This is a genomic window from Shewanella aestuarii (assembly GCF_011765625.1).
Lineage (GTDB): Bacteria > Pseudomonadota > Gammaproteobacteria > Enterobacterales > Shewanellaceae > Shewanella > Shewanella aestuarii_A.
On record NZ_CP050313.1, the window covers coordinates 678533 to 703597 of the forward strand.

24 protein-coding genes and 1 pseudogene are annotated in these 25065 nt (G+C 41.3%); 13 read left to right on the forward strand and 12 right to left on the reverse strand.

Features of this window, described 5'->3' with window-relative positions:
- From sspA to HBH39_RS03180, 9 genes and pseudogenes are all read left to right on the forward strand, one after another.
- Nucleotides 1-630 carry a stringent starvation protein SspA gene (sspA, locus tag HBH39_RS03140; RefSeq protein ID WP_167675541.1) on the forward strand — a complete coding sequence of 210 codons (630 nt, stop codon included), beginning with the start codon at nucleotides 1-3 and terminating at the stop codon, nucleotides 628-630.
- A complete protein-coding gene (locus HBH39_RS03145; protein WP_167675543.1) occupies nucleotides 630-1088 on the forward strand; it encodes a ClpXP protease specificity-enhancing factor in 459 nt (152 codons plus the stop codon). Before sspA ends, HBH39_RS03145 begins: the two co-directional genes overlap by 1 nt.
- Nucleotides 1089-1173: 85 nt before the next feature.
- Entirely contained in the window at nucleotides 1174-1743 is a 570-nt protein-coding gene (locus HBH39_RS03150) for an anthranilate synthase component II (protein WP_167675545.1), read from the forward strand.
- A gap of 147 nt (nucleotides 1744-1890) precedes the next feature.
- The gene (locus tag HBH39_RS03155) at nucleotides 1891-4398 is read left to right on the forward strand and encodes a S9 family peptidase (RefSeq protein ID WP_167675547.1); all 2508 of its coding nucleotides are present in this window, start codon (nucleotides 1891-1893) and stop codon (nucleotides 4396-4398) included.
- Nucleotides 4399-4488: 90 nt separating this feature from the next.
- Nucleotides 4489-5631, forward strand: a complete 1143-nt coding sequence (locus HBH39_RS03160; RefSeq protein WP_167675549.1) for an HDOD domain-containing protein — start codon at nucleotides 4489-4491, stop codon at nucleotides 5629-5631.
- Between the two features lie 345 nt (nucleotides 5632-5976).
- Nucleotides 5977-7193 (forward strand): annotated as a pseudogene (locus HBH39_RS03165) (aspartate aminotransferase family protein).
- A gap of 110 nt (nucleotides 7194-7303) precedes the next feature.
- Complete coding sequence (gene astA, locus HBH39_RS03170; RefSeq protein WP_167675551.1) at nucleotides 7304-8323, forward strand: arginine N-succinyltransferase; 1020 nt, start codon at nucleotides 7304-7306, stop codon at nucleotides 8321-8323.
- A gap of 9 nt (nucleotides 8324-8332) precedes the next feature.
- Nucleotides 8333-9793: a succinylglutamate-semialdehyde dehydrogenase gene (gene astD, locus HBH39_RS03175; protein WP_167675553.1), complete on the forward strand. Its 1461-nt coding sequence runs from the start codon at nucleotides 8333-8335 to the stop codon at nucleotides 9791-9793.
- A 134-nt stretch (nucleotides 9794-9927) separates the two neighbouring features.
- Nucleotides 9928-10725 (forward strand): DUF1338 domain-containing protein, encoded by a 798-nt coding sequence (locus HBH39_RS03180; protein WP_167675555.1) that lies wholly within the window; start codon nucleotides 9928-9930, stop codon nucleotides 10723-10725.
- Nucleotides 10726-10804: 79 nt separating this feature from the next.
- On the opposite strand, the gene HBH39_RS03185 is transcribed toward HBH39_RS03180, so the two are convergent.
- The 4 genes from HBH39_RS03185 to crp form a co-directional block, all read right to left on the reverse strand.
- Nucleotides 10805-12154, reverse strand: coding sequence for an ATP-binding protein (locus tag HBH39_RS03185; protein ID WP_167675557.1), 1350 nt, complete (start codon nucleotides 12152-12154; stop codon nucleotides 10805-10807).
- Entirely contained in the window at nucleotides 12151-12825 is a 675-nt protein-coding gene (locus tag HBH39_RS03190; protein WP_167675559.1) for a response regulator transcription factor, read from the reverse strand. Before HBH39_RS03190 ends, HBH39_RS03185 begins: the two co-directional genes overlap by 4 nt.
- Nucleotides 12806-13153, reverse strand: coding sequence for a PepSY domain-containing protein (locus HBH39_RS03195; RefSeq protein WP_167675561.1), 348 nt, complete (start codon nucleotides 13151-13153; stop codon nucleotides 12806-12808). The genes HBH39_RS03190 and HBH39_RS03195 overlap by 20 nt, the downstream gene beginning before the upstream one ends.
- A gap of 99 nt (nucleotides 13154-13252) precedes the next feature.
- Nucleotides 13253-13888: a cAMP-activated global transcriptional regulator CRP gene (gene crp / locus HBH39_RS03200; protein WP_130598440.1), complete on the reverse strand. Its 636-nt coding sequence runs from the start codon at nucleotides 13886-13888 to the stop codon at nucleotides 13253-13255.
- A 378-nt stretch (nucleotides 13889-14266) separates the two neighbouring features.
- On the opposite strand from crp, the gene HBH39_RS03205 reads away from it, so the two are divergent.
- Nucleotides 14267-15010: a tetratricopeptide repeat protein gene (locus HBH39_RS03205; protein ID WP_244325727.1), complete on the forward strand. Its 744-nt coding sequence runs from the start codon at nucleotides 14267-14269 to the stop codon at nucleotides 15008-15010.
- A gap of 174 nt (nucleotides 15011-15184) precedes the next feature.
- On the opposite strand, the gene HBH39_RS03210 is transcribed toward HBH39_RS03205, so the two are convergent.
- The 3 genes from HBH39_RS03210 to HBH39_RS03220 all read right to left on the reverse strand — a co-directional run bounded on the left by HBH39_RS03210 (nucleotide 15185) and on the right by HBH39_RS03220 (nucleotide 17458).
- Nucleotides 15185-16066, reverse strand: a complete 882-nt coding sequence (locus tag HBH39_RS03210) for a phosphoribulokinase (protein ID WP_167675565.1) — start codon at nucleotides 16064-16066, stop codon at nucleotides 15185-15187.
- Nucleotides 16067-16216: 150 nt separating this feature from the next.
- Nucleotides 16217-16462 carry a YheU family protein gene (locus tag HBH39_RS03215; RefSeq protein WP_167675567.1) on the reverse strand — a complete coding sequence of 82 codons (246 nt, stop codon included), beginning with the start codon at nucleotides 16460-16462 and terminating at the stop codon, nucleotides 16217-16219.
- 15 nt (nucleotides 16463-16477) lie between these two features.
- Nucleotides 16478-17458 (reverse strand): hydrolase, encoded by a 981-nt coding sequence (locus HBH39_RS03220; RefSeq protein ID WP_167675569.1) that lies wholly within the window; start codon nucleotides 17456-17458, stop codon nucleotides 16478-16480.
- A 111-nt stretch (nucleotides 17459-17569) separates the two neighbouring features.
- Between HBH39_RS03220 and HBH39_RS03225 the strand changes: the two genes are divergently transcribed.
- Both HBH39_RS03225 and HBH39_RS03230 read left to right on the forward strand, forming a co-directional pair.
- Nucleotides 17570-18073 (forward strand): TAT leader-containing periplasmic protein, encoded by a 504-nt coding sequence (locus HBH39_RS03225; protein ID WP_167675571.1) that lies wholly within the window; start codon nucleotides 17570-17572, stop codon nucleotides 18071-18073.
- A 35-nt stretch (nucleotides 18074-18108) separates the two neighbouring features.
- Nucleotides 18109-19689 carry a GMC family oxidoreductase gene (locus tag HBH39_RS03230; protein ID WP_167675573.1) on the forward strand — a complete coding sequence of 527 codons (1581 nt, stop codon included), beginning with the start codon at nucleotides 18109-18111 and terminating at the stop codon, nucleotides 19687-19689.
- Between the two features lie 80 nt (nucleotides 19690-19769).
- Here HBH39_RS03230 and HBH39_RS03235 read toward each other — a convergent pair whose 3' ends face one another.
- The gene (locus HBH39_RS03235) at nucleotides 19770-20228 is read right to left on the reverse strand and encodes a TIGR02444 family protein (RefSeq protein ID WP_167675575.1); all 459 of its coding nucleotides are present in this window, start codon (nucleotides 20226-20228) and stop codon (nucleotides 19770-19772) included.
- Nucleotides 20229-20279: 51 nt separating this feature from the next.
- Nucleotides 20280-22202, reverse strand: a complete 1923-nt coding sequence (locus HBH39_RS03240; protein WP_167679939.1) for an ABC transporter ATP-binding protein — start codon at nucleotides 22200-22202, stop codon at nucleotides 20280-20282.
- A 136-nt stretch (nucleotides 22203-22338) separates the two neighbouring features.
- Between HBH39_RS03240 and HBH39_RS03245 the strand changes: the two genes are divergently transcribed.
- Nucleotides 22339-22536: a YheV family putative zinc ribbon protein gene (locus HBH39_RS03245; protein WP_167675578.1), complete on the forward strand. Its 198-nt coding sequence runs from the start codon at nucleotides 22339-22341 to the stop codon at nucleotides 22534-22536.
- Between the two features lie 51 nt (nucleotides 22537-22587).
- On the opposite strand, the gene HBH39_RS03250 is transcribed toward HBH39_RS03245, so the two are convergent.
- The 3 genes from HBH39_RS03250 to panB all read right to left on the reverse strand — a co-directional run bounded on the left by HBH39_RS03250 (nucleotide 22588) and on the right by panB (nucleotide 25005).
- Nucleotides 22588-23118: a DUF4124 domain-containing protein gene (locus HBH39_RS03250; RefSeq protein ID WP_167675580.1), complete on the reverse strand. Its 531-nt coding sequence runs from the start codon at nucleotides 23116-23118 to the stop codon at nucleotides 22588-22590.
- Nucleotides 23119-23341: 223 nt separating this feature from the next.
- Nucleotides 23342-24187 (reverse strand): pantoate--beta-alanine ligase, encoded by an 846-nt coding sequence (gene panC / locus HBH39_RS03255; protein ID WP_167675582.1) that lies wholly within the window; start codon nucleotides 24185-24187, stop codon nucleotides 23342-23344.
- Between the two features lie 23 nt (nucleotides 24188-24210).
- Complete coding sequence (gene panB, locus HBH39_RS03260) at nucleotides 24211-25005, reverse strand: 3-methyl-2-oxobutanoate hydroxymethyltransferase (RefSeq protein ID WP_167675584.1); 795 nt, start codon at nucleotides 25003-25005, stop codon at nucleotides 24211-24213.
- Between the last annotated feature and the right edge of the window lie 60 nt (nucleotides 25006-25065).

A 25065-nucleotide genomic window follows, 5' to 3' on the forward strand; every position in this document is an offset into this window, starting at 1 on the left:
ATGGCTGTTGCTGCCAACAAACGCTCTATCATGACACTGTTTTCTGGTGCCGATGATTTATATAGCCATCAAGTGCGTATCGTATTGGCTGAGAAAGGGGTTACCGTTGATGTTTTACAGGTAGACCCAAGTGAAATGCCAGAAGAACTACTTGAAGTGAATCCGTACAATTCAGTGCCAACCTTAGTTGACCGTGAATTGGTGTTGTATGAGTCTCGTATCATCATGGAATATTTAGATGAACGTTTCCCTCATCCACCTTTGATGCCTGTTTATCCTGTGTCTCGTGGTCAAAGCCGCTTGATGATGCATCGCATTGATACTGATTGGTACGCTTTAGTTGATCGTATCCGTAAGGGCGATAAAGCTGATGCAGCTCGTAAAGAGTTAACTGAAAGTTTAGTTGCACTCGCCCCCGTGTTTGCCGAAATGCCATTCTTCATGAGTGAAGAATTTGGTTTAGTTGATTGCTACTTAGGGCCATTATTGTGGCGTTTACCTGTATTGGGAATTAATTTAGATCCTCGTACAGGAAAAGAAATCAATGCTTATATGACTCGCATTTTTGAGCGTGACTCATTTAAAGCATCATTGACAGAGGCTGAGCGCGAAATGCGCATGGGCATGTAATGAAAACTATTACTCCCAATCGTCCTTATTTATTGCGTGCTTACTATGAGTGGTTAATGGATAACCACTTTACGCCGCACGTGGTCGTCGATGCATTTGTTAAAGGTACTCAGGTTCCGCAGCAATTTGTAAAAGATGGACAAATTGTATTGAACATTGCCACTGGCGCTGTTGTTAATTTACAGATGAATAATGATGCGGTTGAGTTTAGCGCTCGTTTTGGTGGTGTTCCACAACAAGTTTATTTGCCTATGGCGTCTATTATCGCGATTTATGCGCGTGAAAATGGTGCTGGAACGGTATTTGATATGGAAGATGCATATGCGATTGATGATGAAGATACCGATGTATTTTCACCTAGCCTAGCTTCTGTTGATTCACAGTCAAATGAGACCAAACAACCTGAACCAAATGTTCTTAAGTCAAAACGCAGAAGCCATTTGACCGTGATTAAGTAAACTGGTTTAGTTTTACAAAGAACCAGCCATCAGGCTGGTTTTTTTAATGATATATCTATGGTGCGCAATACAGGCAGACTACAGCATGCTGTTAATGATCGATAATTACGATTCCTTTACCTTTAATCTAGTGCAGTATTTTCAAACGCTAGGGCAAGAGATTGTGGTTAAGCGTAATGATGATATTACTGTTGCTGATATTGAATTGTTAGCTCCTAGCCATCTTATTATTTCACCTGGTCCTTGCTCACCCAATGAAGCAGGTATTTCATTGGAAGCTATTAAGCACTTTGCAGGAAAAATCCCAATATTAGGCGTGTGTTTAGGGCATCAAGCCATTGCGCAGGTTTTTGGTGCAAAGGTCATCAGGGCCAAACGAGTTATGCATGGCAAAATCAGTAAGATTGAGCATAATGGCAAAGGTTTATTTGAGAACTTAAATAACCCGCTAACGGTTGCGCGTTACCATTCTCTGTTGATTGATCAGGTCCCTAAGTATTTTCAATTAGATGCATGGTTTGACGATCCTGTTCATGGCCGCGAAATTATGGCGATGAGTCATGAATCCTTACCTATTTATAGCGTTCAATTTCATCCTGAAGCGATATTAACCGAGCAAGGGCATGATTTATTAGCAAATTTTTTAAAGAAATAAACTGCTTCATGCGTAAAATTGATGTTTTATTTGTCATCATGATAGTCATCTTGTTACAACTTTCAGCATAATTGTGCAGGAATAATTGTATGTAATTGTGATATAAAGTCTCCCTAGAATAATAATATCGTTTATACAGGGATAAACATGACTGTTTTTGTGAACAAAAATCCACTTCTACGTCGCTTTGCTTTAAGCGCCCTCACTATCGCCTTCATGAGTGGCTGTTCCGCAACTACCGAAACGCCAAAGCAAATAGAAAGTGTCACTAATGTAAATTCGGTGCAAGTACCATTAGCACAGCCGCCTAGAGTGGCACAACCATTAACACTGAACCAAATTATGGCAAACCCCGACTGGATGGGGGTTTTTGCTCAAAATGGTTATTGGGCTGACGATGGTCAATCAATTTATTTTAGCCGTCAGGCTCATCAAGCACCGGTGCGTGATTATTATCAGCAAGATATTAAGCAAACCACAGCTCAGAAATTATCGCTAGAACAGCTACATCTTGCTGATCAAAAACATGCCGTAACCAATTTAGACAAGACTAAAAAAGCTTATATTTACCAAGGCAATTTATTTATAAAGCATTTGCCTGATGGGGATATCAAACAAATTACTAAGCAAAATGAAGCGATTAGTGGTGTCAGATTTTTAGCTAATGGCGACTTAGCATATTGGCAAGGTAATAACATTTTCCGTTTGCATAACACTACGGGGCTGATTGAACAAATCGCCAATATTCAAATGGCCAATGAGCCTAAACTCATTCAAGATCCCCAATCCTACATTGCTAAACAGCAACACAGGCTGATTAATTATGTGGCGATGCAGCACAATAATGCCAAAGCGAAACAAGATTATCAGCAACAATTAATTAAAGTGGATCCAAGTATAGCCGCTAAAACTTGGTATCTTGGTGATAATGAAGTTGTTTCTGAACTCAGTCTATCTGCTGATGGTCGTTATGTCTTAATTGCACTAACCGATAAAAATTATTCATGGCGTGCAGAGCATGACATTATGCCTAATTACCTTGGAAAAGACGGTTATGTTGATGCTGTACCATCACGCGCCCGCGTTGCTGAGGATAAATTTCCAGGTCAGCGTTTAGTGCTGTTAGATCTTACAAAGCAAATTAAAAAAGATATCACTATTGAAGGCTTAACCGGTTTCGATGAAGATGTATTAGCAGATGTTAAAGCAGAAAATGCCAATGCAAAAGGTGAAACTTACCAGTCGGAAAAATCGCCACGATTAATTCAGCTTATGCAAGATTGGGGTTGGGATCAAAGTGCGATCAAGTGGCATCCAACCGAAAACAAGCTGTTAGTGATGATTGAAGCGGTCGATAATAAAGATCGCTGGATTGCATCAGTAGATTTAGATAAAGGGTCGTTAACCACTGAGCATCGTTTACATGATAAAGCTTGGGTTAACTATAATTTTAATGAATTTGGTTGGATACCCAATTCAAATGATTTTTACTTTTTATCTGAAGAGTCGGGTTACTCTCACCTTTATGTAAAAACCTTAGCAGGTAAAACTCGCGCGTTAACCCAAGGTAAGTTTGTCGTTGACGAAGTCACTTTATCACCTGATGGTAAGCATCTTATTTATCGTGCCAACCCTGATCATCCTGGTAGTTATAATGTTTACCGAGTGGCAATTGATGATGGTAGCATTGAGCAGCTAACCAATTGGTTTGGAACATTAACTTATGAGTTAAGTCCAGATGGAAATGCATTATTGCTTGATGCGTCATCAGTCATTAGCCCAAGTGAATTATATGTTCAACCAATTGGTGGCGAAATTAAGCAACTCACCAACTACACTAGCAATGCATTCAAAGAATATGCTTGGCAAGCTCCAAAAGTGGTTGCTGTGCCTTCGAGCCATGGTGCGAATAATATTTATGCTAGAGTCTATCTACCAGACGGCTTTGACCCAGAAAATGCAGATAAATATCCAGCGGTGATTTTTAATCATGGTGCCGGTTATTTACAAAATGCGCACTATGGTTTTTCCGTTTACTTCCGTGAATTTATGTTCCACAACATGCTTGCTCAGCAAGGTTATGTGGTGATGGATATGGATTACCGAGGCTCTAAGGGGTACGGTCGCGATTGGCGAACTGCGATTTATCGCAACATGGGCCATCCTGAAGTTGAAGATTTAAAAGACGGCGTAGCCTGGATGGCAAAGCATGCCAATGTTGATATTGCCAAAGTGGGCACCTATGGGGGCTCTTACGGCGGCTTCTTAACCTTCATGGCATTATTTAATGAGCCTGAGTTATTCCAAGCAGGCGCAGCACTGCGTCCTGTCACAGATTGGGCACATTATAATGCGCCTTACACTTCAAACATTCTGAATACGCCTGATGTTGACCCTATTGCTTATGAGCGCAGTTCACCAATAGAGCATGCTCAGGGTTTGCAAAAACCATTATTGATCATGAGTGGCGTGTTAGATGACAATGTTTTCTTTCAAGACAGCGTACGTTTAGTACAGCGCTTGATTGAGCTTGAAAAGCCAATGTTTGAAACCGCCATTTATCCTGTTGAACCACATGGCTTTAAGCAGCCCTCTAGCTGGCTAGATGAATATCGACGAATTTATAAGCTATTTGAACAAGAGTTAAAGAAATAACGTATTGATAAGTTAATTAAGGCTTCCTTTAGGGGGCCTTAATTTTTATGATATTCCTATATTTAATACTAACAATAAGAGAACTATTGCGTGGCTGTATCGATAGCGGGTGGTGTGCGCCCAGGTAAATTAATTGAGCTAGAGAAGCGCCTATATCAGCATTTAATTGTTGGTAAGCATAAAGCTGCTGCAATGGATGATGTTGCTAATCAAAAACTTGAAGATGATGCTAATAAACTGGAAATTGAACGGTTAGCGATTCAAGCAAGATTAGAGAAACAGGCAAAGGCACAAGCAGTTTTTGAGGCCGTATCTAAGCAGTTAATTGATACCGTTAGCAATGATATCGAACACCAATTAGCTTCACCTGATTTACTCCTGAAAAGCACAGGTTTGCAAGAAAATCACATTTTGTTGCTTGATTTACTCCTTGATAAAGATCCTGATATTAGTCGGATCAGGCCGATTATTAGTAATATATCTTGGCTAAAACACGATTTAGTCACGCTCATTAATAGCCCCGCTTCAAGACATCGTCGACCTAAATCATCCGATGTGCAAGTGACTGATATAAAACTAGTATTAAACTATATTGGTTTAGAAAACTTGCGTTTGTTAATCCCCTATTTTTGTCTGCGCAATTGGTTACCCAGTGGCCATACTAATTTGGTTTGGACCTCGCGTAAGCTTTGGCGCTATAGCATGATCACCGCCATTGCAGCTCAAGCATTAGCCGTGTTACATAATCGGCCCCTTGGGGTAAGTTATACCTGTGCATTGTTATATCAAATGGGAACGTCATTTATCTTGGGCAGCAGTGCTAAAATTTATGAAAAACACTGGGGTAATTGGCTTAGAGAGTCTAGCCATAGTCGTGATAAAGAAGTTTATGATGCGGTAATGGCGACTGAATTTCCTGCTGAGCAAGTGCTTAAGCATGTTATTAGCTCTGGCCATAATTTAAATTGGCAGTTATTGTCGCATTTAGGTTTTGATGACAGTTCGATTACTCAAGTGCTAAAAGAGTTAGATCATGATTATCACTATAATGAGCTATCTATCGATGCCTCCATCGTTGCTAAAGCTAGCTGCTTTGCCAAAATTCTACTATTAGAAGAGCACCAATTACTTGAGCCACAAGAGAGAAGAGTAATGCTCGACTACTACGAATTCAGTCAGCAAGAAATCATTCGATTAAAAGCACAAAACTATCGCAAACTCGACTTGGCTTAAGCCGATATCAAATTAATCAAGTAATGCATAACTAGATGTTAATTCTGTGTAGTTATGCATTTTTGGCTTGTTATAATAATAAAATGGCCTAAATAACTTTTTTTATGACTATTTATGCTTTATTCCAGTCTATAAGCGCTTCTTTTAGTCACTTTTTTAAATCTTTATGCATATTTATCGTGCCCATACCAGAAGTTAACTGTTGATAACTGGTATTTTGAACACATTTTCGCTAATAATGACTAATAACCCGAACAAACTGTCGTCATTTTACGATTAAATAACAAAGAAAATGACGTTCTATAGCGGCTTTGGAGCCGTTTAAAAAAATAAGGATGAAATGCAATGAGTGTTGAAATGAATCTAAACCGCGCCCAATTTGATCAAGTGATGGTGCCTAATTATGCGCCAGCAGCAGTCATTCCTGTCAAAGGTGAGGGAAGCCGTGTTTGGGATCAACAAGGCAATGAATTTATCGATTTTGCCGGTGGTATTGCCGTTAACTGTTTAGGTCATTGTCATCCTGCACTTGTGTCAGCATTAAAAGAACAAGGTGAGAAACTTTGGCATTTATCAAATGTCATGACCAACGAGCCCGCATTAGCTTTAGCCACTAAATTAGTGAATGCTACATTTGCCGAGCGCGTATATTTTGCTAACTCAGGTGCAGAGGCAAATGAAGCTGCATTAAAATTAGCCCGTCGTTATGCCTTAGATAACCATGGTGCGCAAAAAGACCAAATTATCGCTTTTGATAAAGCATTTCATGGTCGTACCTTCTTTACGGTAACTGTCGGTGGTCAAGCGGCTTATTCCGATGGTTTTGGTCCTAAGCCACAAAGTATTACTCATGTCCCTTTCAACGATATCGCAGCATTAGAAGCGGTTATTTCAGATAAAACCTGCGCCATCATGCTTGAGCCATTACAAGGTGAGGGCGGAATTATCAACGGTGATCCAGAATTTTTAAAAGCAGTCCGTGCGTTAGCTGACAAACATGATGCGTTGGTTATTTTTGATGAAGTGCAAACCGGTGTTGGTCGTACAGGTGAGTTATTTGCCTACATGGGGACTGATATCGTGCCAGATATTTTAACCAGTGCTAAAGCCTTAGGTGGCGGCTTCCCGATTGCAGCAATGTTAACCACAGCTAAAATTGCAGAACATCTGAAAGTTGGTACTCATGGTTCAACTTACGGTGGTAATCCATTAGCGTGTGCGATTGGTAACGCTGTTATGGATGTGGTCAATACACCTGAGGTTCTTAATGGTGTTAAACACAAAGAGCAGTTATTCCGTGATGGTTTGGCAGCGATTAACGCTAAATATGATGTCTTTAGCGAAGTGCGTGGCAAAGGTTTATTGTTGGGGCGGTACTGAATGAAAAGTATGCTGGTCGTAGCCGTGACTTTTTAGTTGCATCAGTTGCAGAAGGGTTAATGAGCCTAATTGCGGGTGCTAACGTGGTCCGTTTTGCTCCCTCATTGGTGATCCCTGAAGCCGACATAGCTGAAGGCTTAGCGCGTTTTGAGCGTGCAGTAGCCAAAGTTGTGGCTGGTTAATTCAAAAAAGATTGCTGCTGTTAGCTGCACTTTTTTGTTTGGGTAAGTGTTGAATATTGGCGTTAATCAATTTGTTTAGCGCTGATGTTTAATGCAATGAGGAGAGTTAGATGTTAATCATACGTCCGATCCGTGCCAGTGATTATGAGGCTTTGTATAGCATAGCTGTTGAATCAGGACATGGATTTACTTCTTTACCAGTTAATGAAGAATTACTAAGGTCAAAGATTGCCAGGGCTGAAGCATCTTTTACTAAGCAAGTCGATAAACCTTTTGATGAAGGGTATTTGATGGTGCTTGAAGATACCACAACCGAAGAAGTCGTGGGGACTTGTGGTATTGAAGCCGCCGTAGGCATGGTTGATGCGTTTTATCATTACCGCTTAGGAACGGAAGTTTATCATTCACAGCAAATCGCGGTTCGCAATGAGGTTGAAACCTTAACACTTTGTCACGATTACACAGGAGCTGCCGAGGTGTGCACTTTATTTTTAAAAAGTGCTTATCGAAAAGGCAATAATGGTCGTATGTTGTCGCGTTCACGCTTTTTGTTATTAGCTCAGCATCCTCAGCGCTTTGGTGAAACAGTGATTGCTGAAATGCGTGGTGTGAGTGATGAACATGGCGAATCACCCTTTTATGAATGGTTGCAACAACATTTTTTGGGAATTGATTTTGTCGAGGCGGATTACTTATCAGGTTTAGGCAAAAAAGCCTTTATGGCTGAAATGATGCCTCGCAACCCCGTATACGTTTGTATGCTACCTAAAAAAGCCCAAAAAGTGATTGGTGAAGTCCACAAAAATACCAAGCCAGCATTGCGCTTATTACAATCTGAAGGTTTTAGATTCCGTAATTACGTCGACATTTTTGATGGTGGTCCAACGGTTGAGTGCCGCTTATCAGATATTAAGTCAGTTAAGCGAAGTCGTTTATTGACGGTGCAAATTGGCAAAATTCATCATGCAGATCATCAATATATTATTTCCAATACCAAGCTGGCCGATTACCGGGCTACATCTGCCAGACTTTCGGTTTCAGCAGATCACGATAATGTTGTGCTATCACCCGAACTAGCCAGTGGCTTACTGGTTGAAGAAGGTCAGCAAATTCGTGTACTTGAACTATAGGAATAACAAATGAGTCAATTTATTCAAGGCCAATGGCTTGCCGGTGAAGGCCATGATATGCAATCTATGAATCCATCAAATGGTGAGATTATTTGGCAAGGTCAAACTGCAACGGCTAATCAAGTTAACGCTGCTGTAGCTGCCGCGCGTGCAGCGCAGTTTGATTGGTTCATGCTAGGTTATGAAGCGCGCCTAGCTATTGTTGAGGCTTATCGAGAACAGCTTGAATTACATAAAACTGATATCGCTGAAATTATCGCGCAAGAGACAGGCAAGCCTCAGTGGGAAACCGCGACAGAAGTGGCTGCAATGATTGGTAAGATTGGCCTATCAGCTAAAGCGCATGACAAACGTACAGGTACAGAGTCAAACGACTTGCCAGCTGGTCGAGCTGTTTTGCGCCACAAGCCCCATGGTGTTGTTGCTGTATTTGGCCCTTATAACTTTCCTGGTCATTTGCCTAATGGCCATATTGTGCCGGCATTGTTGGCAGGTAACACAGTGGTGTTTAAACCATCAGAGTTAACGCCAAAAGTCGCTGAGCAAATGCTTAAGTGTTGGGAGAAAACTGGTTTGCCACAAGGGGTGATTAATCTTGTTCAAGGTGAAGTGGACACAGGCAAAGCGTTGGCGTCGCATCCTCAAATAGATGGATTATTCTTTACAGGCAGCTCTCGAACAGGCCATCTCCTACATCAACAATATGCGGGTCATCCTGGGAAAATTTTAGCATTAGAGATGGGCGGTAATAATCCGCTTATTGTTAAAAATGTCAGTGATACTAAAGCTGCTGTCCACGATATTATTCAATCGGCTTATATTTCTTCGGGGCAGCGCTGCACCTGTGCGCGCCGTTTGTATGTTGAAAATGGGGCGCAAGGGGATGCATTAATTGCTCAGTTAGTTGAAGCCATCAAGCAAATTAAAGTTGGGGCATGGAACAGTCAGCCACAGCCATTTATGGGATCAATGATTTCTGAAACTGCAGCTCGCGGCATGGTTGCAGCCCAGGCGACGTTGCAATCACTTGGCGGTGTGTCGTTAGTTGAATTAAAGCAAGTAGAGCAAGGCACAGGTATTGTCAGCCCAGGTTTGATTGATGTGACTGACATTAAACAATTGCCTGATGAAGAATACTTTGGGCCACTTTTACAATTGGTTCGTTACAGTGATTTTGATGAAGCAATTCGTTTAGCCAATGATACGCGCTATGGATTATCAGCAGGTCTTTTGGCGGATAGTCGTGATGATTATGATTACTTCTTAGCGCGGATCCGTGCCGGTATTGTTAATTGGAACAAACAAATAACCGGTGCTTCAGGTGCGGCTCCTTTTGGCGGTGTCGGCGCATCCGGTAATCATCGAGCCAGTGCATTTTATGCTGCTGATTATTGTGCATACCCTGTTGCTTCAATGGAAGCTGACACGGTGAGCTTACCGGCAACATTAAGTCCTGGATTATCTATTTAACGCTGTTATCAATAAAAATAGCCTTTAGAATGCACCTTGCTATGGGGCGCTGATGTAATGGTTATTTTATATTAGAAGAAAAATCGATAGCGCTGAATGTATTCAGCGCTATCTTTAAAAGAAGGATTTTAACCATGCATACTGACGTTAACGCTCTATTTGCTGCCATGTGGCAAGACTATATCCAAATGACCCCCTCTGCACAGGCAATTCATCAACTACTAGGTAAGGGGGCGCCTATCATTAATGATCATATTGCGCTGCGTACCTTTAATATTGCTAAAGTCAATTTAAGCGTGTTAGCCAAGCATTTTACCTCTATTGGGTATGTTGCATGCGGTGATTATAAGTTTGAACAGAAAAAACTGGTAGCCAAGCATTTTGAGCATCCTGATCCAACTCAGCCTAAAGTGTTTATTTCAGAGTTATTAGTCGAAGCGTTTAGCCCTGAGTTGCAGCAAACGGTTAAAGGGTTGATTGAGCAAATGGATGATCAAGCGACGACTGCGGATAACTTTATTTACTCAGGTCGCCATTGGCAGATCGACCAAGCGACTTATAAAGCCTTAATGGCAGAAAGTGAATATGCTGCATGGGTTGCAGCAATCGGTTATCGAGCCAATCACTTCACAGTGTCAATTAACGATCTACCAGAGTTTGAGCGTATAGAAGATGTCAATCAGGCCCTTAAAGATGCTGGCTACGTATTAAATGCATCAGGTGGTGAAATTAAGGGCTCACCAGAGGTGCTACTGGAGCAATCATCAACAATGGCAGATAAAGTTACCGTGCAATTTAGTGATGGCGAAGCTGAAATTCCAAGCTGTTTTTATGAGTTTGCTCGTCGTTACCCTATGGCTGATGGCAAATTATATACAGGCTTTGTGGCCGCTTCTGCGGATAAGATTTTTGAAAGCACTAATGCTATGTAACTGGTGCAACAGAGTAAGTACTATTTTATGTTCCAACAAAAAGCCTCTATTGAGGCTTTTTTTAATGTCGAATTGATAGTTAAAGGGTTGGTTTACTCAGTGGAATGACGATGGTAACGGCTAAGCCTGACATTGATTGACTAGCAGTAAATTGCAGTTCGAAGCCATATTGTTCACAGATTTCTTTAACAATCGATAAGCCGAGACCATGCCCCATCACTTCTTCGTCTAATCGGGTTCCTCTAGAGGTTAACATGGTTAACTGTTCGGGCTGCACACCTGGGCCATCATCTTCAATGGTTAGCCAAATTTGCTTCGAGTCAGGCGTTGTTAATGTTACGGTTATATGAGCATCAGCCCATTTAAAAGCGTTATCTAATAAGTTTCCGAAGAGTTCCATGCCATCTTCACGATGAACAGGAATGCGAGAGAGTGAAGAATGGTTATGGATATCGTAGGTGATGGTTTTATGGCGGTACACTTTGGTTAGGGTGGTCAATAAACTATCAAAGTCTTTTGGTACTGTCATTTGTGCCGCAGGCAACATATCACCAGTGACTCTAGCTGCAGCCAATTTACGTTCAATCATTTTACGAATTAAATCTAGCTGTTGCTGCATGGCAGTGGCAGCTTGAGGGTCGCTTAAGCCCAAGGCTTCGACCTGTTGCTGCATAACCGCCAGTGGGGTTTTTAAGCCATGACTTAAATTACCTAAATTGTTTCGGCTGCGTTCAATCTGCTTGGCTGTGTAATCCAATAATTGGTTGTAGGTATCGGCTAATGGCTTTATTTCTGTCGGAATTTGCTGGGTATCAAGTTGATTAATTTCGCCTTGGCGTAATTTAGCTAATGATTGTTGAATTTGTTTAACGGGTTTAAATGACTGGCGTAAAATGATAAAAATACCACCTATCATGGCTAATAACATACCAATATTGATGGCAAGTTTGGTTCCAAATACTTCACTAAATACGCGCCTGCCGATACTCAAATCTTGGGCTACCGTCAATGTGGCTGTTAGCGAGGTATTTTGTGCCCCAATGCCGATAGACAATAATTGCATATCGTTATTTTTAGGCCCCTTAGCCTGCCACACGCGTTTTTCTCCATCAGCTAACTGCTGGATCTCTAATTCAACATCCCATAATGAACGTGAGCGGATGACTTGGTCGGGTAAATTTAATTGGTAATAACGACCAGAGTAGGCGGGCTTATAAAAACTCGAGAGCTGTTTTTGATCAATGCTAATTTGGCCATATTGCAACTGAGTTGCCAAAATAACATGTTCGAGATCTTCTTCTAAGCGATTAATGATTGAATCATGAAAGGCTTCACGCAACATAGATTCGAATAAAATTAAGCCTATGACAGTGGCAATAATAATTAAACCACTGAGCCATAGACTTAGTTTTGAACGGATTGAAATCATTCAGTTAAACCGTGGAAGATATATCCTTGGCCACGTCGCGTTTCGATCGTGGTTTTACCGAGTTTTTTACGAAGGTGGGTAACGTACACTTCAACAACATTACTTTCTTTTTCGTCATCAAATTGATAGAGCTTATCGGTCAACTGCGCCTTAGAGAGTAATTTTTTAGGCGACATTAAAAATATTTTTAATAACCTAAATTCCATTGCTGTCAGTTCAAATTCATTATCAGCCACAATGACTTTTTGTTCAGCTTCATCCAGTGTGATACCGGCATAAACCAGTTGCTTAGATGAGGTATTTGCTCGACCATGAGCACGATTTATTAATGCTTGAATACGTGCGAGTAACTCTTGAGCATGAAATGGTTTACCTAAGTAATCATCTGCGCCAGCATTAAAGCCTTCTACTTTTTCATGCCATTGCGAACGTGCAGTTAGCATGATAACTGGCGTTTCAATGCCCTTTTCACGCCAGCTGGTGACTAAGTTCAAGCCATTACCATCGGGCAAACCAATATCTAGGATGACGCAATCGTATTGAGTTTCCTTTATCAGGTAGTCTGCTTCTAAAGCTTTATCGGTAACATCGGTGACATAGCCAGCTTGCTTAAGCTGTTTTTCTAATTCAGCCACTAAAAGTGGATTATCTTCAACGAGTAACAGTTTCATGTTGCGTGCATTCACTTGGTAATTGAGTTAACGAGTTTAGCGTACCACTTTGGGCGTCAAATTGCAGATTAACTACATGCCCTTGGCGTACTTTTAATTGCAGATCATAACGCCAAGTATCATTAAGTTGAAATAGTTGTGCATCAACTAATTGAACATCGCAATATTGTGCTAACCAATTTAAACAATCATCGAGTGAACGAATATCACCATTACTAACTAATTGTTGGACATTGTCATGATCAACTTCGACCATTTCTACGGTATCAATCGCATAGGCATTTAATGTGCTAAGGCTGAATAATCCCATAGTTAATAGCGGGGTCATGCAAACTCCAAGAAAAAAAGTGGTGTCCAGGTTTCTGAGCACCACTTTAATAATCTTGGCTTAAATTAAGCTGAACCTTAACTTAAGTAGTGACTTTACTTAACGAGTACCATATACCACGATAGTTTTACCGTGTGCTTGGATAAGGTTTTGCTCTTCAAGCATTTTTAAAATGCGACCAACCGTTTCACGAGAACAACCAACAATTTGGCCGATTTCTTGGCGGGTGATTTTGATTTGCATTCCGTCAGGGTGAGTCATTGCATCAGGCTGCTTGGCAAGGTGCAATAAGGTTTGTGCAATTCGACCTGCAACATCTAAGAAAGCTAAATCACCTACTTTTTGGCTTGTGCTTTGTAAGCGATAAGCCATTTGAGCAGAAAGCTTCATTAAGATCTCAGGATTAACTTGAATTAATTGCTTGAATTTCTTGTAAGAAATTTCAGCTATTTCACAAGCTTGTTTTGCTCGAACCCATGCGGTACGTTCAGCCTGCTCTTCAAATAAGCCGAGTTCTCCGATGAAGTCACCTTGGTTCAGGTAAGAAAGGATCATTTCTTTACCTTCTTCATCTTTAATCAATACGGCAACTGAACCCTTAACAATGTAGTAAAGCGTGTCAGAATCTTCACCAGCATGGATAAGCGTACTTTTTGCTGGATATTTGTGAATGTGACAATGTGAAAGAAACCATTCCAACGTTGGGTCTGGTTTTGGCTTACCAATCAGAGCCATGTGATATTCCTCGATTGATTAAAAATTAAGTAAGTAATCTCTAATTAAGCACTTTACGCTATTTGTAAATGCAAAACATTGATAGAGATCGAATTTAGCGAGTCGCTATTCTATATTAACTCGTTCAATTTTAGGTTTATTTGCTCAGATTTGAGAGTTAAGTCAATTAAAATGTCATAGTTGCATATAAATCACAAGCGAGATTCGTTTGTTTACGCTAGTTTTAAATTTAAAGTTCACCTTTACGTGCTTTTAAATTAAAAAATAATCATCTCAGCTCAGTTGTAATGCAGACCTGACATGGTTAATGTTAGCTAAGCGCATTTTTTATTTGAGGTTGTAGTGAATAAATTTTTGTCTTTAAGCTTGAGTTGTCTATTGGCAAGTAGTGTTTTTTTACCTAAAGCACAGGCCTTTTCTATCCCGCAATCAGCACAATCTCAGGCGCAGTCTAAAATCATTAATATTCAGCTTAAAGCTGCCCAAGGCGAACCTGATGCGCAGTTTTTATTGGGCTTAATGTATTTATCCGGGCGCTTTGTTGACCAAGATGTTACTCAAGGATTTATGTGGGTTGAGCAGGCCGCCTATCAACACCATTTTAAAGCTCAGCAAACCTTAGCGGATTTATCTTTTGAGGGTAAATTAGTGCCACGCAATCTTCTTAAAGCTGAAAAGTGGTATTTAGCAATGAGTGAACAAGGTGATAAATGGGCTAATTTCAGATTAGGTTTTATTTATGCCGCTGGTGGCGACGGTGTAGAGCGTAATTGTGGTAAAGCATTGGTTCAATTTGGCAGTGTGGGCGACACTGTATCGTTAGGTAATGTGGCATGGATTTTAGCAACGTGCCCAGAAGCTGAGTATCGCGATGGTTCTAAAGCGGTCAATTTGTCATTAAAATTGCTTGAGACAAATGAAAATGATCCGACAATTTTAGATAACCTGGCGGCGGGGTATGCTGAAATGGGCGATTTTACTCAAGCGGTGAATATCCAAAAAAAAGCTATTGATGCTCTGAAATATACACCTGAACTGGTAAAAAGCGATGAGTTTAACTTGCGGTTACAGCAGTATGAAAACAATCAAGCGTACCGCGAAGTGATCCCGATATTAGATTAATGTGCCATTATCATCGCATCATCGAGCAGGGAATATGATAAGGAAGGAGCCGCTGACATGCTCAAGGAGCTAACAGATCTAAATTGGGGGAATTAACACCTGAGCATATCAACTATCGTTCTTTCGCCTGAAATCCCGACGCCACAATCTTAATATGCTCAGCTTAAAGTAAGCTTAATCTTGTTTTTGCAGCTCGATTCGCTTGTTCATTAAGTCACGAATGAGCGGGGTTAATATGAGCTCCATTGCGAATGACATCTTGCCACCAGGTACAACCAAGGTGTTAACTCGAGACATAAACGAGCCTTGGATCATTCTTAACAGATATGGGAAATCAACATCGCTCATCCCTCTAAACCTAATCACTACAAAGCTTTCATCTAAGCTAGGAATATCTTTAGCACTGAATGGATTTGAGGTGTCAACCGTTGGCACTCGTTGAAAATTAATGTGAGTACGCGAGAACTGAGGCGTCATATGATTAATGTAATCGTCCATGCTTCGAACAATCGAGCCCATGACTTTTTCACGGCTATGACCACGATCTTTGGTGTCACGAACAATTTTTTGAATCCACTCTAGGTTGACGATAGGTACCATGCCAATTAGCAAATCAACATGTTTAGCGACATCAGCCTCCTCCGTCACTACACCACCATGTAAACCTTCGTAATAAAGCATATCGGTATTCGGTGGTAAATCGCGCCATTGGGTGAAGGTGCCTGGCATTTGGTTAAATGGCACCGCCTCATCAAAGGTGTGTAAATAACTTCGTGTTTTACCTGTGCCTGTTTCGCTATAGCTGGCAAAGCATTCTTCTAGTTTTACAAAGTTGTTTGCCTCTGGGCCAAAATAACTAATATTGCGATTTTCAGCTTGCGATTTACGAATTAAAACTTCCATTTCTGCGCGGGTAAAATTATGAAAACTGTCCCCTTCCACAAAGGCTGCATTAATACCTAATTGGCGAAAAATATGCGTAAAAGCCGTGGTCGTCGTTGTTGTGCCGGCGCCTGAGGAGCCAGTCACCGCAATAATGGGATGTTTTGCTGACATTTTACCTGCCTAAAAGTCTTGGTTTTTTGGGGACTTGGTGTAATTTAGTGTTCGCTGCAACACTAAACTCACATCGGACTCACATTTATACGGTAAATAGGGGTATTGGGTCAAACTTGAAGCCAGTTAAATTACTTTGTTTATCGATCACTAAGTTTGCAAATTGACTATATTTTTATGATGGCGGATTGCGATGGACTCATCTTCTTCACTGTATTCTACTAGCAATTCACCTTGTTTTAATGCTTGTTTACATTGCTGGATCATGGCCAATATTTGCTGCTGATTTAACTCACTGAAACTGCCATCTTCAACTTGAGAAAAAAGATACTCTTTGATCAAGTTATTTAAGGTGTCAGTGTCAAGTGATTGTAGTGCGTGGTATGGAATAATCATAAGCTTTTATCTAACTCAATTAGGATTGTTTGATTGACTAAATATAAAATCCAGCACTCGCTTCTCAATATAAAACTGAGGTTTCCAAGGCCAACCACCTTTAATAAAACCAACATGGCCACCTTTGGTGTGCAGCTCGTATTCCACTGCCGTTGATAACTCGTCTTTGGTTGGGATAACCGCATCGGTCATGAAGGGGTCGTCTTGAGCATGAATAATTAAGGTCGGTTTAGTAATGTGCTTTAATAGTTTTAAGCCGCTGGCGCGATCATAATAATCATCAACACCATCGAACCCATGTAGCGGAGCCGTCACTTGGTCGTCAAACAAATAAAACGTGGTTAACTTTTTCAGATCTTCTTTGCCTATTGGCATTTGATCAACCAAATCGACATTATTAACTTTCCCAAGCATTTTTTTCTGTAAGCGTTTGATAAGGTGGCTTTGGTAGACTTTAGAAAATCCATGCTCGAGTTTTTTAGCACAAGCGCTTAATGTAAGTGGCGCTGAAATCACTACGGCTTTAGATAATAAGCTATTATTTTTCAGCGTTCCTTGATACTTCGCCAGCACATTTCCGCCTAAACTATAACCAACAGCATATAATTCTGAGTCAGGGTAATACTGTTTTAGTTGCTGTAAAGTGAACGCTAAGTCATTAATATCACCACTATGATAGCTTCTTGCCAAGCGATTAGGTTCACCTGAGCAGCCGCGATGGTGGTGCACGACTGCACACAATTTGGCTTTTTTGGCTTCAATCAGCATTCTGCGAGCATAGTGAGATTCTACATTGCCTTCAAGGCCATGTACGATCACCAGAATAGGTTCACCATTTTGTGGGTTGCCTAGCCAATCTAAGTCAATAAAGTCGCCATCATCTAGCTCTTGTCGTTGACGAAAGGTATCTGGTTTCGCCACTTTAAAAACGAACGGCAATATAGTTTGAATATGTGGGTTTGATGCCCACCACGGTGGAGTAAAAAGATCTGCCATAAGGTTGATTTTGTTTTACGTATTTGAGAAGACTTAAACGTATGTTTAAATGTGATTGACATCACTGTAACACATTCAAAATGCCGACAACAAAAATAATAGGGGAAGCCAATGAGACGACGTACCTTTCTCACCGCTGCATTTGCTGGCACCGCAGCATTAGCTTTAGGGGTGAACTTGTATACCTCTGGCCCTGATGAGGTTGAAGATATTCATCACCGCGTGCTATTTAGCGTACTGATCCCTGTATTTTTAGATGGCGCATTGCCTGAGGTTGTTAGCCAGCGGCGGGCAGTCATTGAGGCAACATTAGATGCTATCGCACAATCCATTGCGGTATTACCACAAGAGCAACAAAATGAACTGACAGAGTTGCTAGCAATGCTTGAAGGGCGTTTAGGGTTATTAATATTAACCGGCGAAATGACACCATTGATGATGCGCTCACCTGCAGAATTGGTGACAATGCTTGAGGGTTGGCGACATCATTTTTTGACTCTGTTACAAACGGCTTATCATGGGTTACGCGAGCTAGTGCTAGCCAGTTATTACTCCTCTCCCGAACATTGGGAAAACCTTGGTTATGCCAAGCCAACATTCATTATTAATACTTAATCTTTCATTCAGTGGCTGTATAAGGAGTAGCGCAATTGGCGATTATCGATCCTATTGAAACAGGGCTAGCTTCAGGTTGGCAACATATTGATGCCAGCACCTTAAGCCAAAATAGACACTTTGAAGCTGATGTGGTGATTGTTGGTACTGGTGCCGGTGGTGGCACGGCTGCAGAGATTTTAGCAGAGGCCGGATTAAGTGTGATTATGATTGAGGGCGGCTCACTCAAGTCATCCAAAGACTTCGATATGGAAGAGCGACAAGCTTACCCTAATCTCTATCAACAGGCGGCAGCCATGAAAACGGCTGATAAGGGCATCGGTATTTTTCAGGGGCGAACGGTTGGCGGCTCAACAACCATTAACTGGACGACCTCTATCAGAACACCTGAGCCTACGTTAGATTACTGGGCCGCAGAGCGTTCGGTGATTAACACCGCCAGTGCTGACATGTTGCCATGGTTTGAAAAAATGGAGCAGCGCTTACATATTGCCCAGTGGCAATATGAGCCTAATCGAAATAACAGTGCGCTGCGTGACGGCTGTAAAAAGTTAGGTTGGGATTACACAGTGATCAAACGTAACGTGATGGGCTGCTGGAATACTGGTTATTGCGGCATGGGATGTCCAGTGAATGCTAAGCAATCTATGTTAGTCACTACCATTCCTGCGGCATTAAATAAGGGAGCATTGCTTATCTCTCGGGCCAAGGTTACTCATGTGGAACACAGTGCAGATAAAGTGAGTGGCCTAAAAGCACAAGCTTTAACAGCGGGATTTTCGCCGACTAATATTGAGTTAACGTTTAGCGCCAAGCATTATATTTTGAGTGCTGGAGCGGTTCATTCGCCAACAATTTTAATGCGTTCAAAAGTACCTGATCCTTACAAATTACTTGGCAAAACTTTTTTGCATCCTTCTTTGCTATCTGGCGCAATTTTTCCTGAGCAGATAAATGGTCACAGTGGTGCACCGCAATCGATTTATTCGGATGAATTTGTCTGGCGAGACGGTGTAACTGGTGACTTGGGTTATAAACTCGAGGTTGCGCCAATTCATCCTGTGCTAATTGCATCTAAAACCATAGGTTATGGAATGAGTCATGCGAAATTAATGACAGATTTCAATCACATACAAGTGACAATTGCTTTAATGCGCGATGGTTTTAATGATCAAAGCCAAGGCGGGCAAGTGCATTTAACTGACAAAGGTTTTGCGCTAGATTACCCATTAACGGACACTTTTTGGCAGGCTGCTAGAAAGGCGTTTTTGAGCATGGCAGAATTGCAATTTGCAGCGGGGGCCAAAAAAGTGTTGCCCATGAATGATGGCATGAACTATTTAACTTCATGGCAACAGGCAAAGGCGTCAATTAGCGCAATGGATATAGGACTCATTAAAACCATCGTGGCATCGGCACATGTAATGGGGGGCTGCCCAATGGGTGAAGATAAAGCCAAAGCAGTTATCGACAGCTATGGGCGCTCACATTATCTCGAAAACTTGTCAGTTTTTGATGGTTCTATGTTTCAAACCAGTCTAGGCGCTAATCCGCAGTTATCGATTTATGGCATAGTAGCGCGCAATGCAACGAGATTAGCGCAAGAGTTAACTTAGCCTAACAAGTTCAAGGCAGAGTAGAGAGAAGTTTATTGGTGGAATCATGCAGCAACACTATGAATGTTTGAGCAAGATATTCATAAAATGAGGTTTTCTTGGGTTAAGCCAAATAAACCTAAATACCCTTGTGTGTTGTTGGTGTTAGATAGTGTCGATAACGGGATGTTTGCTGGCATATTATTGAGATGTCGCAACAGCATTTTTTGCGACTTACGCTCCATGATCAGTTCCACTTCGAGCATTTTTTGATATTCATCCTCAGTTAAATGGGCCTTGGCTAATCGTCGCAACCCACGAAATGGTTTTAATATCGTTTGCTCCCATTGCTCAATAACTTGGGCCATTTGTTGCCATTGCTCAGCACTTAATACGTAATTTTGTTGGTCTAAGTATTGGGCCAAAAGTAACAGGTTGACGTTAACTTGGTGACTATCTTGCAGCGCAATATACCCTTTGGGCGCAGACAAATAGCGCTGTTCGCATTCTTGCCAGACTTTATCGCAAAACTTTCCTTTAGATAGTGGCTTAGCAGTCATATTGTCGGCCCAACTCTGGATTAAAGGTTAATGTGATGCCACTTGGCAGGCTTAATCAAGTTTGAATTCCTGCTCAATCACTTCAATTTGCTCTTGCAGTTCAAGCCAGGTCATTTCACTTTCGTCCATCGCTTGAGTCAATGCGGTTCTTTCATTGAGCACTTGAGTCATCTTGGCTTTATTTTCAGCATCATACAAACTGCCATCTGCAAGTTCAACTTCTAACTCTGCTAATCTAGTGCTAATTTTTTGCTGTTCAGTTTCAAGCTTGATCTGCTGCTTTCGAAGTGGTGATACTTTTTGCCTTAGTTCCGCTTCTAAACGTTTTTGCAGCTTCTTATCAACCTGAGGTGTTGTGGTTTGAGCCTCTTCATTGCCAGCTTTTGACGTTGATTGTGCTGCTTTTGCGGCATCTAAAAGCCATTGATGGTAATCATCTAAATCACCATCGAATGGACGCACTTCACCTTGGTCAACTAAGTAGTAATCACTGCAGCTTAAACGCAGTAAATGTCGGTCATGCGATACGATAACCATTGCGCCTTCAAAGGTTTGCAGTGCCATGGTTAAGGCATGACGCATTTCTAAATCTAAATGGTTGGTCGGTTCATCTAATAATAGTAAGTTAGGGCGCTGCCAGACTAATAACGCGAGTACTAAGCGTGCTTTTTCACCGCCTGAAAAAGGCTTTACCGGTGATAAGGCCATATCGCCATTGAAGCCAAAACCGCCTAAAAAGTTGCGCAACTCTTGTTCACGCGCATTGGGCGCTAACCGCGTTAAATGCTGCAGAGGGGTATCATCTAGGCGTAAAAATTCTATTTGATGCTGAGCAAAGTAACCAATGTTTAATCCTGGGTTGGGCTCATACTTGCCTGTTTTCGCTTGTAATTGACCTGACAATAATTTAATCAAAGTCGACTTACCTGCACCATTTCGACCTAATAAACCAATGCGAGCACCGGGTACAAGGTTTAGTTTTACTTGACTTAAAATGGTTTTATCATCGTAACCAATTGACACTTTTTCCATGGTCACTAATGGGTTTGGTAATGCTTCAGGATCTCTAAATGCCATTTGAAAAGGGCTTTCAGCATGTGACGGTAAAAGTTCTGTCATCCGCTCTAATGCCTTTAAGCGACTTTGTGCTTGTTTGGCTTTGCTGGCTTTGTAGCGAAAACGGTCAACGAAACTTTGCATGTGAGCGCGTTCTTTTTGTTGGCGTTCAAAGGCGACTTGCTGTTGTGCCATTCTTTCTGCACGGATCCGCTCAAATGAGGTGTAATTACCCTTGTAGAAGTTTAATTTGTGATTTTCCACATGCACAATTTCATCAACAATCTCATCGATAAAGTCTCGGTCATGGGAGATTAAAATTAGCGTGCCTTGGTAAGCTTTAATCCAACCTTCTAGCCAGTACATGGTATCTAAATCTAAATGGTTGGTCGGTTCATCGAGTAACAATAAATCTGAGCGGCATAATAATGCTTGGGCTAGATTTAAGCGCATCCGCCAGCCACCAGAGAAGCTTTTAACCGGGTTGCTTTGTTCTGCCTCGCTAAAGCCTAATCCTGCAAGTAACGAGCCTGCGCGAGCACGAATGGAATAACCACCAATGGCATCAATTTTTCCGTGGATTAGCGCAATGGCGTTACCGTCATCTTCATGCTGGGCTTGTAATAATTCGGCTTCAAGCTGACGAAATTCTAGATCGCCATCAAGAACATACTCTAAAGCTGACGTTTCCAATGCTGGTGTTTCTTGCGCTACGGTGGCGATTTGCCAGCCTGCTGGTATTGAAAACTCACCTTTATCTAGGTGTAAATGACCCAAAATTAATGCTAATAATGATGATTTACCTGTGCCATTCGCGCCCACAAGACCTACTTTGTGGCCTGGGTATATGGTTAATGACGTATCATCGAGTAAGGTTTTACTGCCGCGAATTAATTGGGCCTGGCTAATATTGATCATTGATACAACTTGAAGCGTAAAATAAAGTGCAGCGATAATACCGTATTCGGTATTTTTTTCCCACATTCAATGGGTGCTAGAGTCGGTTTCGTGGCAAAATATGCCGATTGGATGGAAAGGTTAAATTGAGAGTCTCATGACAAAAATAAAAAAGCGCTTTGTCGCTGGTGCTAAGTGCCCTAAGTGTGGTGCTCAAGATAGCATTTTGCTGTTTAAAGAAAATAATATTGAAACCGTAGAATGTACAGATTGTGACTACCGCGAACAACAAACAGATATTGCGGTGCCTAAAAAAGTCACAGGTAATATGATAGGGGTGTTTAAACCTGAATAGTTACTAATTTATAAATGAAATTTTGGGCAATGAGTCGAGGCTGTTTACTTGCTACTTGCTCATTTTTTCATCTTCTTCAGGGGCGGACTCGGCAATTATTTTTAACTTATGTTGTTTTAGCATTTCCATGACCGAGGCGTTATTTTGTATTAGATCATCAAACCGTTGATTAATCTCTTTTAACTCGACTCCGTAACTTGGATCATCAACCGATTTGGTTTGCCAAAAACGTTTCCTATCGAGTTTTTGCACCTCACTGGCACGTAAAATCTCAAAATAACTATTTTCTTGCTTTAATCGGTAAATCTCAGCATCTAATAACTGTAATAGCTTTTCTTTTGAAATAGTTTGTTTTTTAAGTAGGGCTTGGAGAGGGTCGTGTTTTATTTCGCGTTTATCGGAATCAACTTCAGTGGTAACGCCTAAACCATATTCAATTTTATGCTGACGAAACTCTTGTGGGCATACGCTATGGCTAAAAACAACTTTGTTATCTTTCATGCACTTATAGATAGCATTGGTGTTGGCTAGCGTAAAAAATGGGCTAGCTAGTAATGCAATAATGCATAAAAATTTTGCCATGCGGTCACATATCCTTTTGTAAAACTATGAACTACCTCTAAAAATAGCACAGCTTTACCGCATAAATAAGTTGAGTGTGTATAAATATTAGGTGTTTCAATTCTAGCGATAAAAGTAAGCTGATGACAATTTATTTTTTACTCACACCTGTATCCATTTGTAACTGTGGGTATTTTGGAGGCAAAGTGCTCACTTTGCTCCAAAATGTCTGGGATTTGAATGATTAGCGGGTAAAAGTGAGGTTATCGATTAATCTTGCTTTACCCATGTAAGCCGCTGCCACGATAACCAGTTTTTTATCTGAATCGAGTGGTTGTTTTAGTGTAGTAGCGCTGCGCACCTCAAGATAATCTGGTGTAAAACCTGCTGCTTGTAATGCTTGATTTGCCACTTGAGTGACACTGGTGACAGATTGACCTTGTTGGATCCCTAATGCCATTGTATCAAGGGCTTTTTTAAGTGCCGCCGCCCGATTTTTTTCATCAGCCGTTAGATAGCCATTTCGTGAGCTCATTGCTAATCCTGAGGCTTCGCGGATGGTATCTACGCCAATGATGTCAATTGGTAATGATAGATCTTCAACCATGGTTTTAATGACCAATAGTTGCTGAAAATCCTTGTTGCCAAAGAATGCCATATCGGGTTGAACGATATTAAACAGCTTGTTAACTATGGTGGCGACACCCCTAAAATGCCCGGGGCGGCTGGCGCCACAAAGCTCATCACCAATTTCAGGTACTTCAACATAAGTTTGTTGTTCTAGCCCTTTAGGGTAGATGATTTCTGGTGTTGGTGTGAAGAGTAAATCTGCACCGGCCGCAATTAATGCATTACTGTCAGCTGTTAATGTACGAGGGTAAGCATCTAAATCTTCATTTTTACCAAATTGCATTGGGTTTACAAAAATTGAGACCACAATACGATCGGCTTTTAACTTTGCTTGTTCTACTAAGGTGATATGACCTAGATGCAAATTGCCCATTGTAGGAACAAATGCGACTGTTTCACCATTTTTACGCCAATTACGGACTTGGGCGCGAATATCACTAATAGCAGCAGATGTGATCATGTTGAGCTAAACCTGATAATAGATTAATTAAATGTATGTTCTTCAGCTGGAAAAGTACCATTGGCGACTTCGTCAATATAGGCACGTACAGCACTGCGGATTTCACCTGTTTGTTTTAAATAATTTTTCGAAAAACGGGGGATATAACCGCTTGAAATGCCAAGTACATCATGCATTACTAAAATTTGACCGTCGGTATCCGCCCCTGCGCCAATACCGATTACAGGGATGGCTAGTGCTTCGGTGATGGTTTTGGCTAATGGTGCAGGAATACATTCTAAAACAAGAAGTTGTGCGCCAGCAGCTTGTAAGGCTTTAGCTTCATCTAAAATACGTTGAGCGTTATCTGCATCACGGCCTTGTACTTTGAACCCGCCAAACACATGCACAGACTGAGGCGTTAAACCCAGATGAGCACAGACAGGAATACCACGCTCGGTCAGCATTTTAACGCTTTCTAATAACCAATGGCCGCCTTCAACTTTTACCATATTTGCGCCTGCTTGCATTAATATAGCGGCATTTTGCATGGTTTGTTCTGGGGTGGCATAACTCATAAATGGCATGTCAGCCATTAATAATGCCCGTTTAATGCCACGACGAACACAAGCGGTATGATAGGCAATGTCTTCAATGGTGACGGGTAAGGTGTCATCATGGCCTTGCAATACCATTCCTAAAGAGTCTCCGACTAATAAGACATCAATCCCTTCATTATCAAATGCGCCGGCAAAACTGGCGTCGTAAGCGGTAAGCGCTGTAAACTTTTTGCCTTCTTGTTTAAATTTCATCAGGGTTGAACTGGTTACTTTTGACATAATGGACTCTACAATTATTTAAATCTTATTGCGTTTAGGTTTGGCTAAATTAGCATACGA

Coding starts and splice junctions, on each gene's coding strand:
- sspA (WP_167675541.1), top strand. CDS start 1: ATGGCTGTTGCTGCCAACAAACGCTCTATCATGACACTGTTTTCTGGT.
- HBH39_RS03145 (WP_167675543.1), top strand. CDS start 630: ATGAAAACTATTACTCCCAATCGTCCTTATTTATTGCGTGCTTACTAT.
- HBH39_RS03150 (WP_167675545.1), top strand. CDS start 1,174: ATGCTGTTAATGATCGATAATTACGATTCCTTTACCTTTAATCTAGTG.
- HBH39_RS03155 (WP_167675547.1), top strand. CDS start 1,891: ATGACTGTTTTTGTGAACAAAAATCCACTTCTACGTCGCTTTGCTTTA.
- astA (WP_167675551.1), top strand. CDS start 7,304: ATGTTAATCATACGTCCGATCCGTGCCAGTGATTATGAGGCTTTGTAT.
- astD (WP_167675553.1), top strand. CDS start 8,333: ATGAGTCAATTTATTCAAGGCCAATGGCTTGCCGGTGAAGGCCATGAT.
- HBH39_RS03180 (WP_167675555.1), top strand. CDS start 9,928: ATGCATACTGACGTTAACGCTCTATTTGCTGCCATGTGGCAAGACTAT.
- HBH39_RS03185 (WP_167675557.1), bottom strand. CDS start 12,154: ATGATTTCAATCCGTTCAAAACTAAGTCTATGGCTCAGTGGTTTAATT.
- HBH39_RS03190 (WP_167675559.1), bottom strand. CDS start 12,825: ATGAAACTGTTACTCGTTGAAGATAATCCACTTTTAGTGGCTGAATTA.
- HBH39_RS03195 (WP_167675561.1), bottom strand. CDS start 13,153: ATGACCCCGCTATTAACTATGGGATTATTCAGCCTTAGCACATTAAAT.
- crp (WP_130598440.1), bottom strand. CDS start 13,888: ATGGCTCTGATTGGTAAGCCAAAACCAGACCCAACGTTGGAATGGTTT.
- HBH39_RS03210 (WP_167675565.1), bottom strand. CDS start 16,066: ATGTCAGCAAAACATCCCATTATTGCGGTGACTGGCTCCTCAGGCGCC.
- HBH39_RS03215 (WP_167675567.1), bottom strand. CDS start 16,462: ATGATTATTCCATACCACGCACTACAATCACTTGACACTGACACCTTA.
- HBH39_RS03220 (WP_167675569.1), bottom strand. CDS start 17,458: ATGGCAGATCTTTTTACTCCACCGTGGTGGGCATCAAACCCACATATT.
- HBH39_RS03225 (WP_167675571.1), top strand. CDS start 17,570: ATGAGACGACGTACCTTTCTCACCGCTGCATTTGCTGGCACCGCAGCA.
- HBH39_RS03235 (WP_167675575.1), bottom strand. CDS start 20,228: ATGACTGCTAAGCCACTATCTAAAGGAAAGTTTTGCGATAAAGTCTGG.
- HBH39_RS03240 (WP_167679939.1), bottom strand. CDS start 22,202: ATGATCAATATTAGCCAGGCCCAATTAATTCGCGGCAGTAAAACCTTA.
- HBH39_RS03245 (WP_167675578.1), top strand. CDS start 22,339: ATGACAAAAATAAAAAAGCGCTTTGTCGCTGGTGCTAAGTGCCCTAAG.
- HBH39_RS03250 (WP_167675580.1), bottom strand. CDS start 23,118: ATGGCAAAATTTTTATGCATTATTGCATTACTAGCTAGCCCATTTTTT.
- panC (WP_167675582.1), bottom strand. CDS start 24,187: ATGATCACATCTGCTGCTATTAGTGATATTCGCGCCCAAGTCCGTAAT.
- panB (WP_167675584.1), bottom strand. CDS start 25,005: ATGTCAAAAGTAACCAGTTCAACCCTGATGAAATTTAAACAAGAAGGC.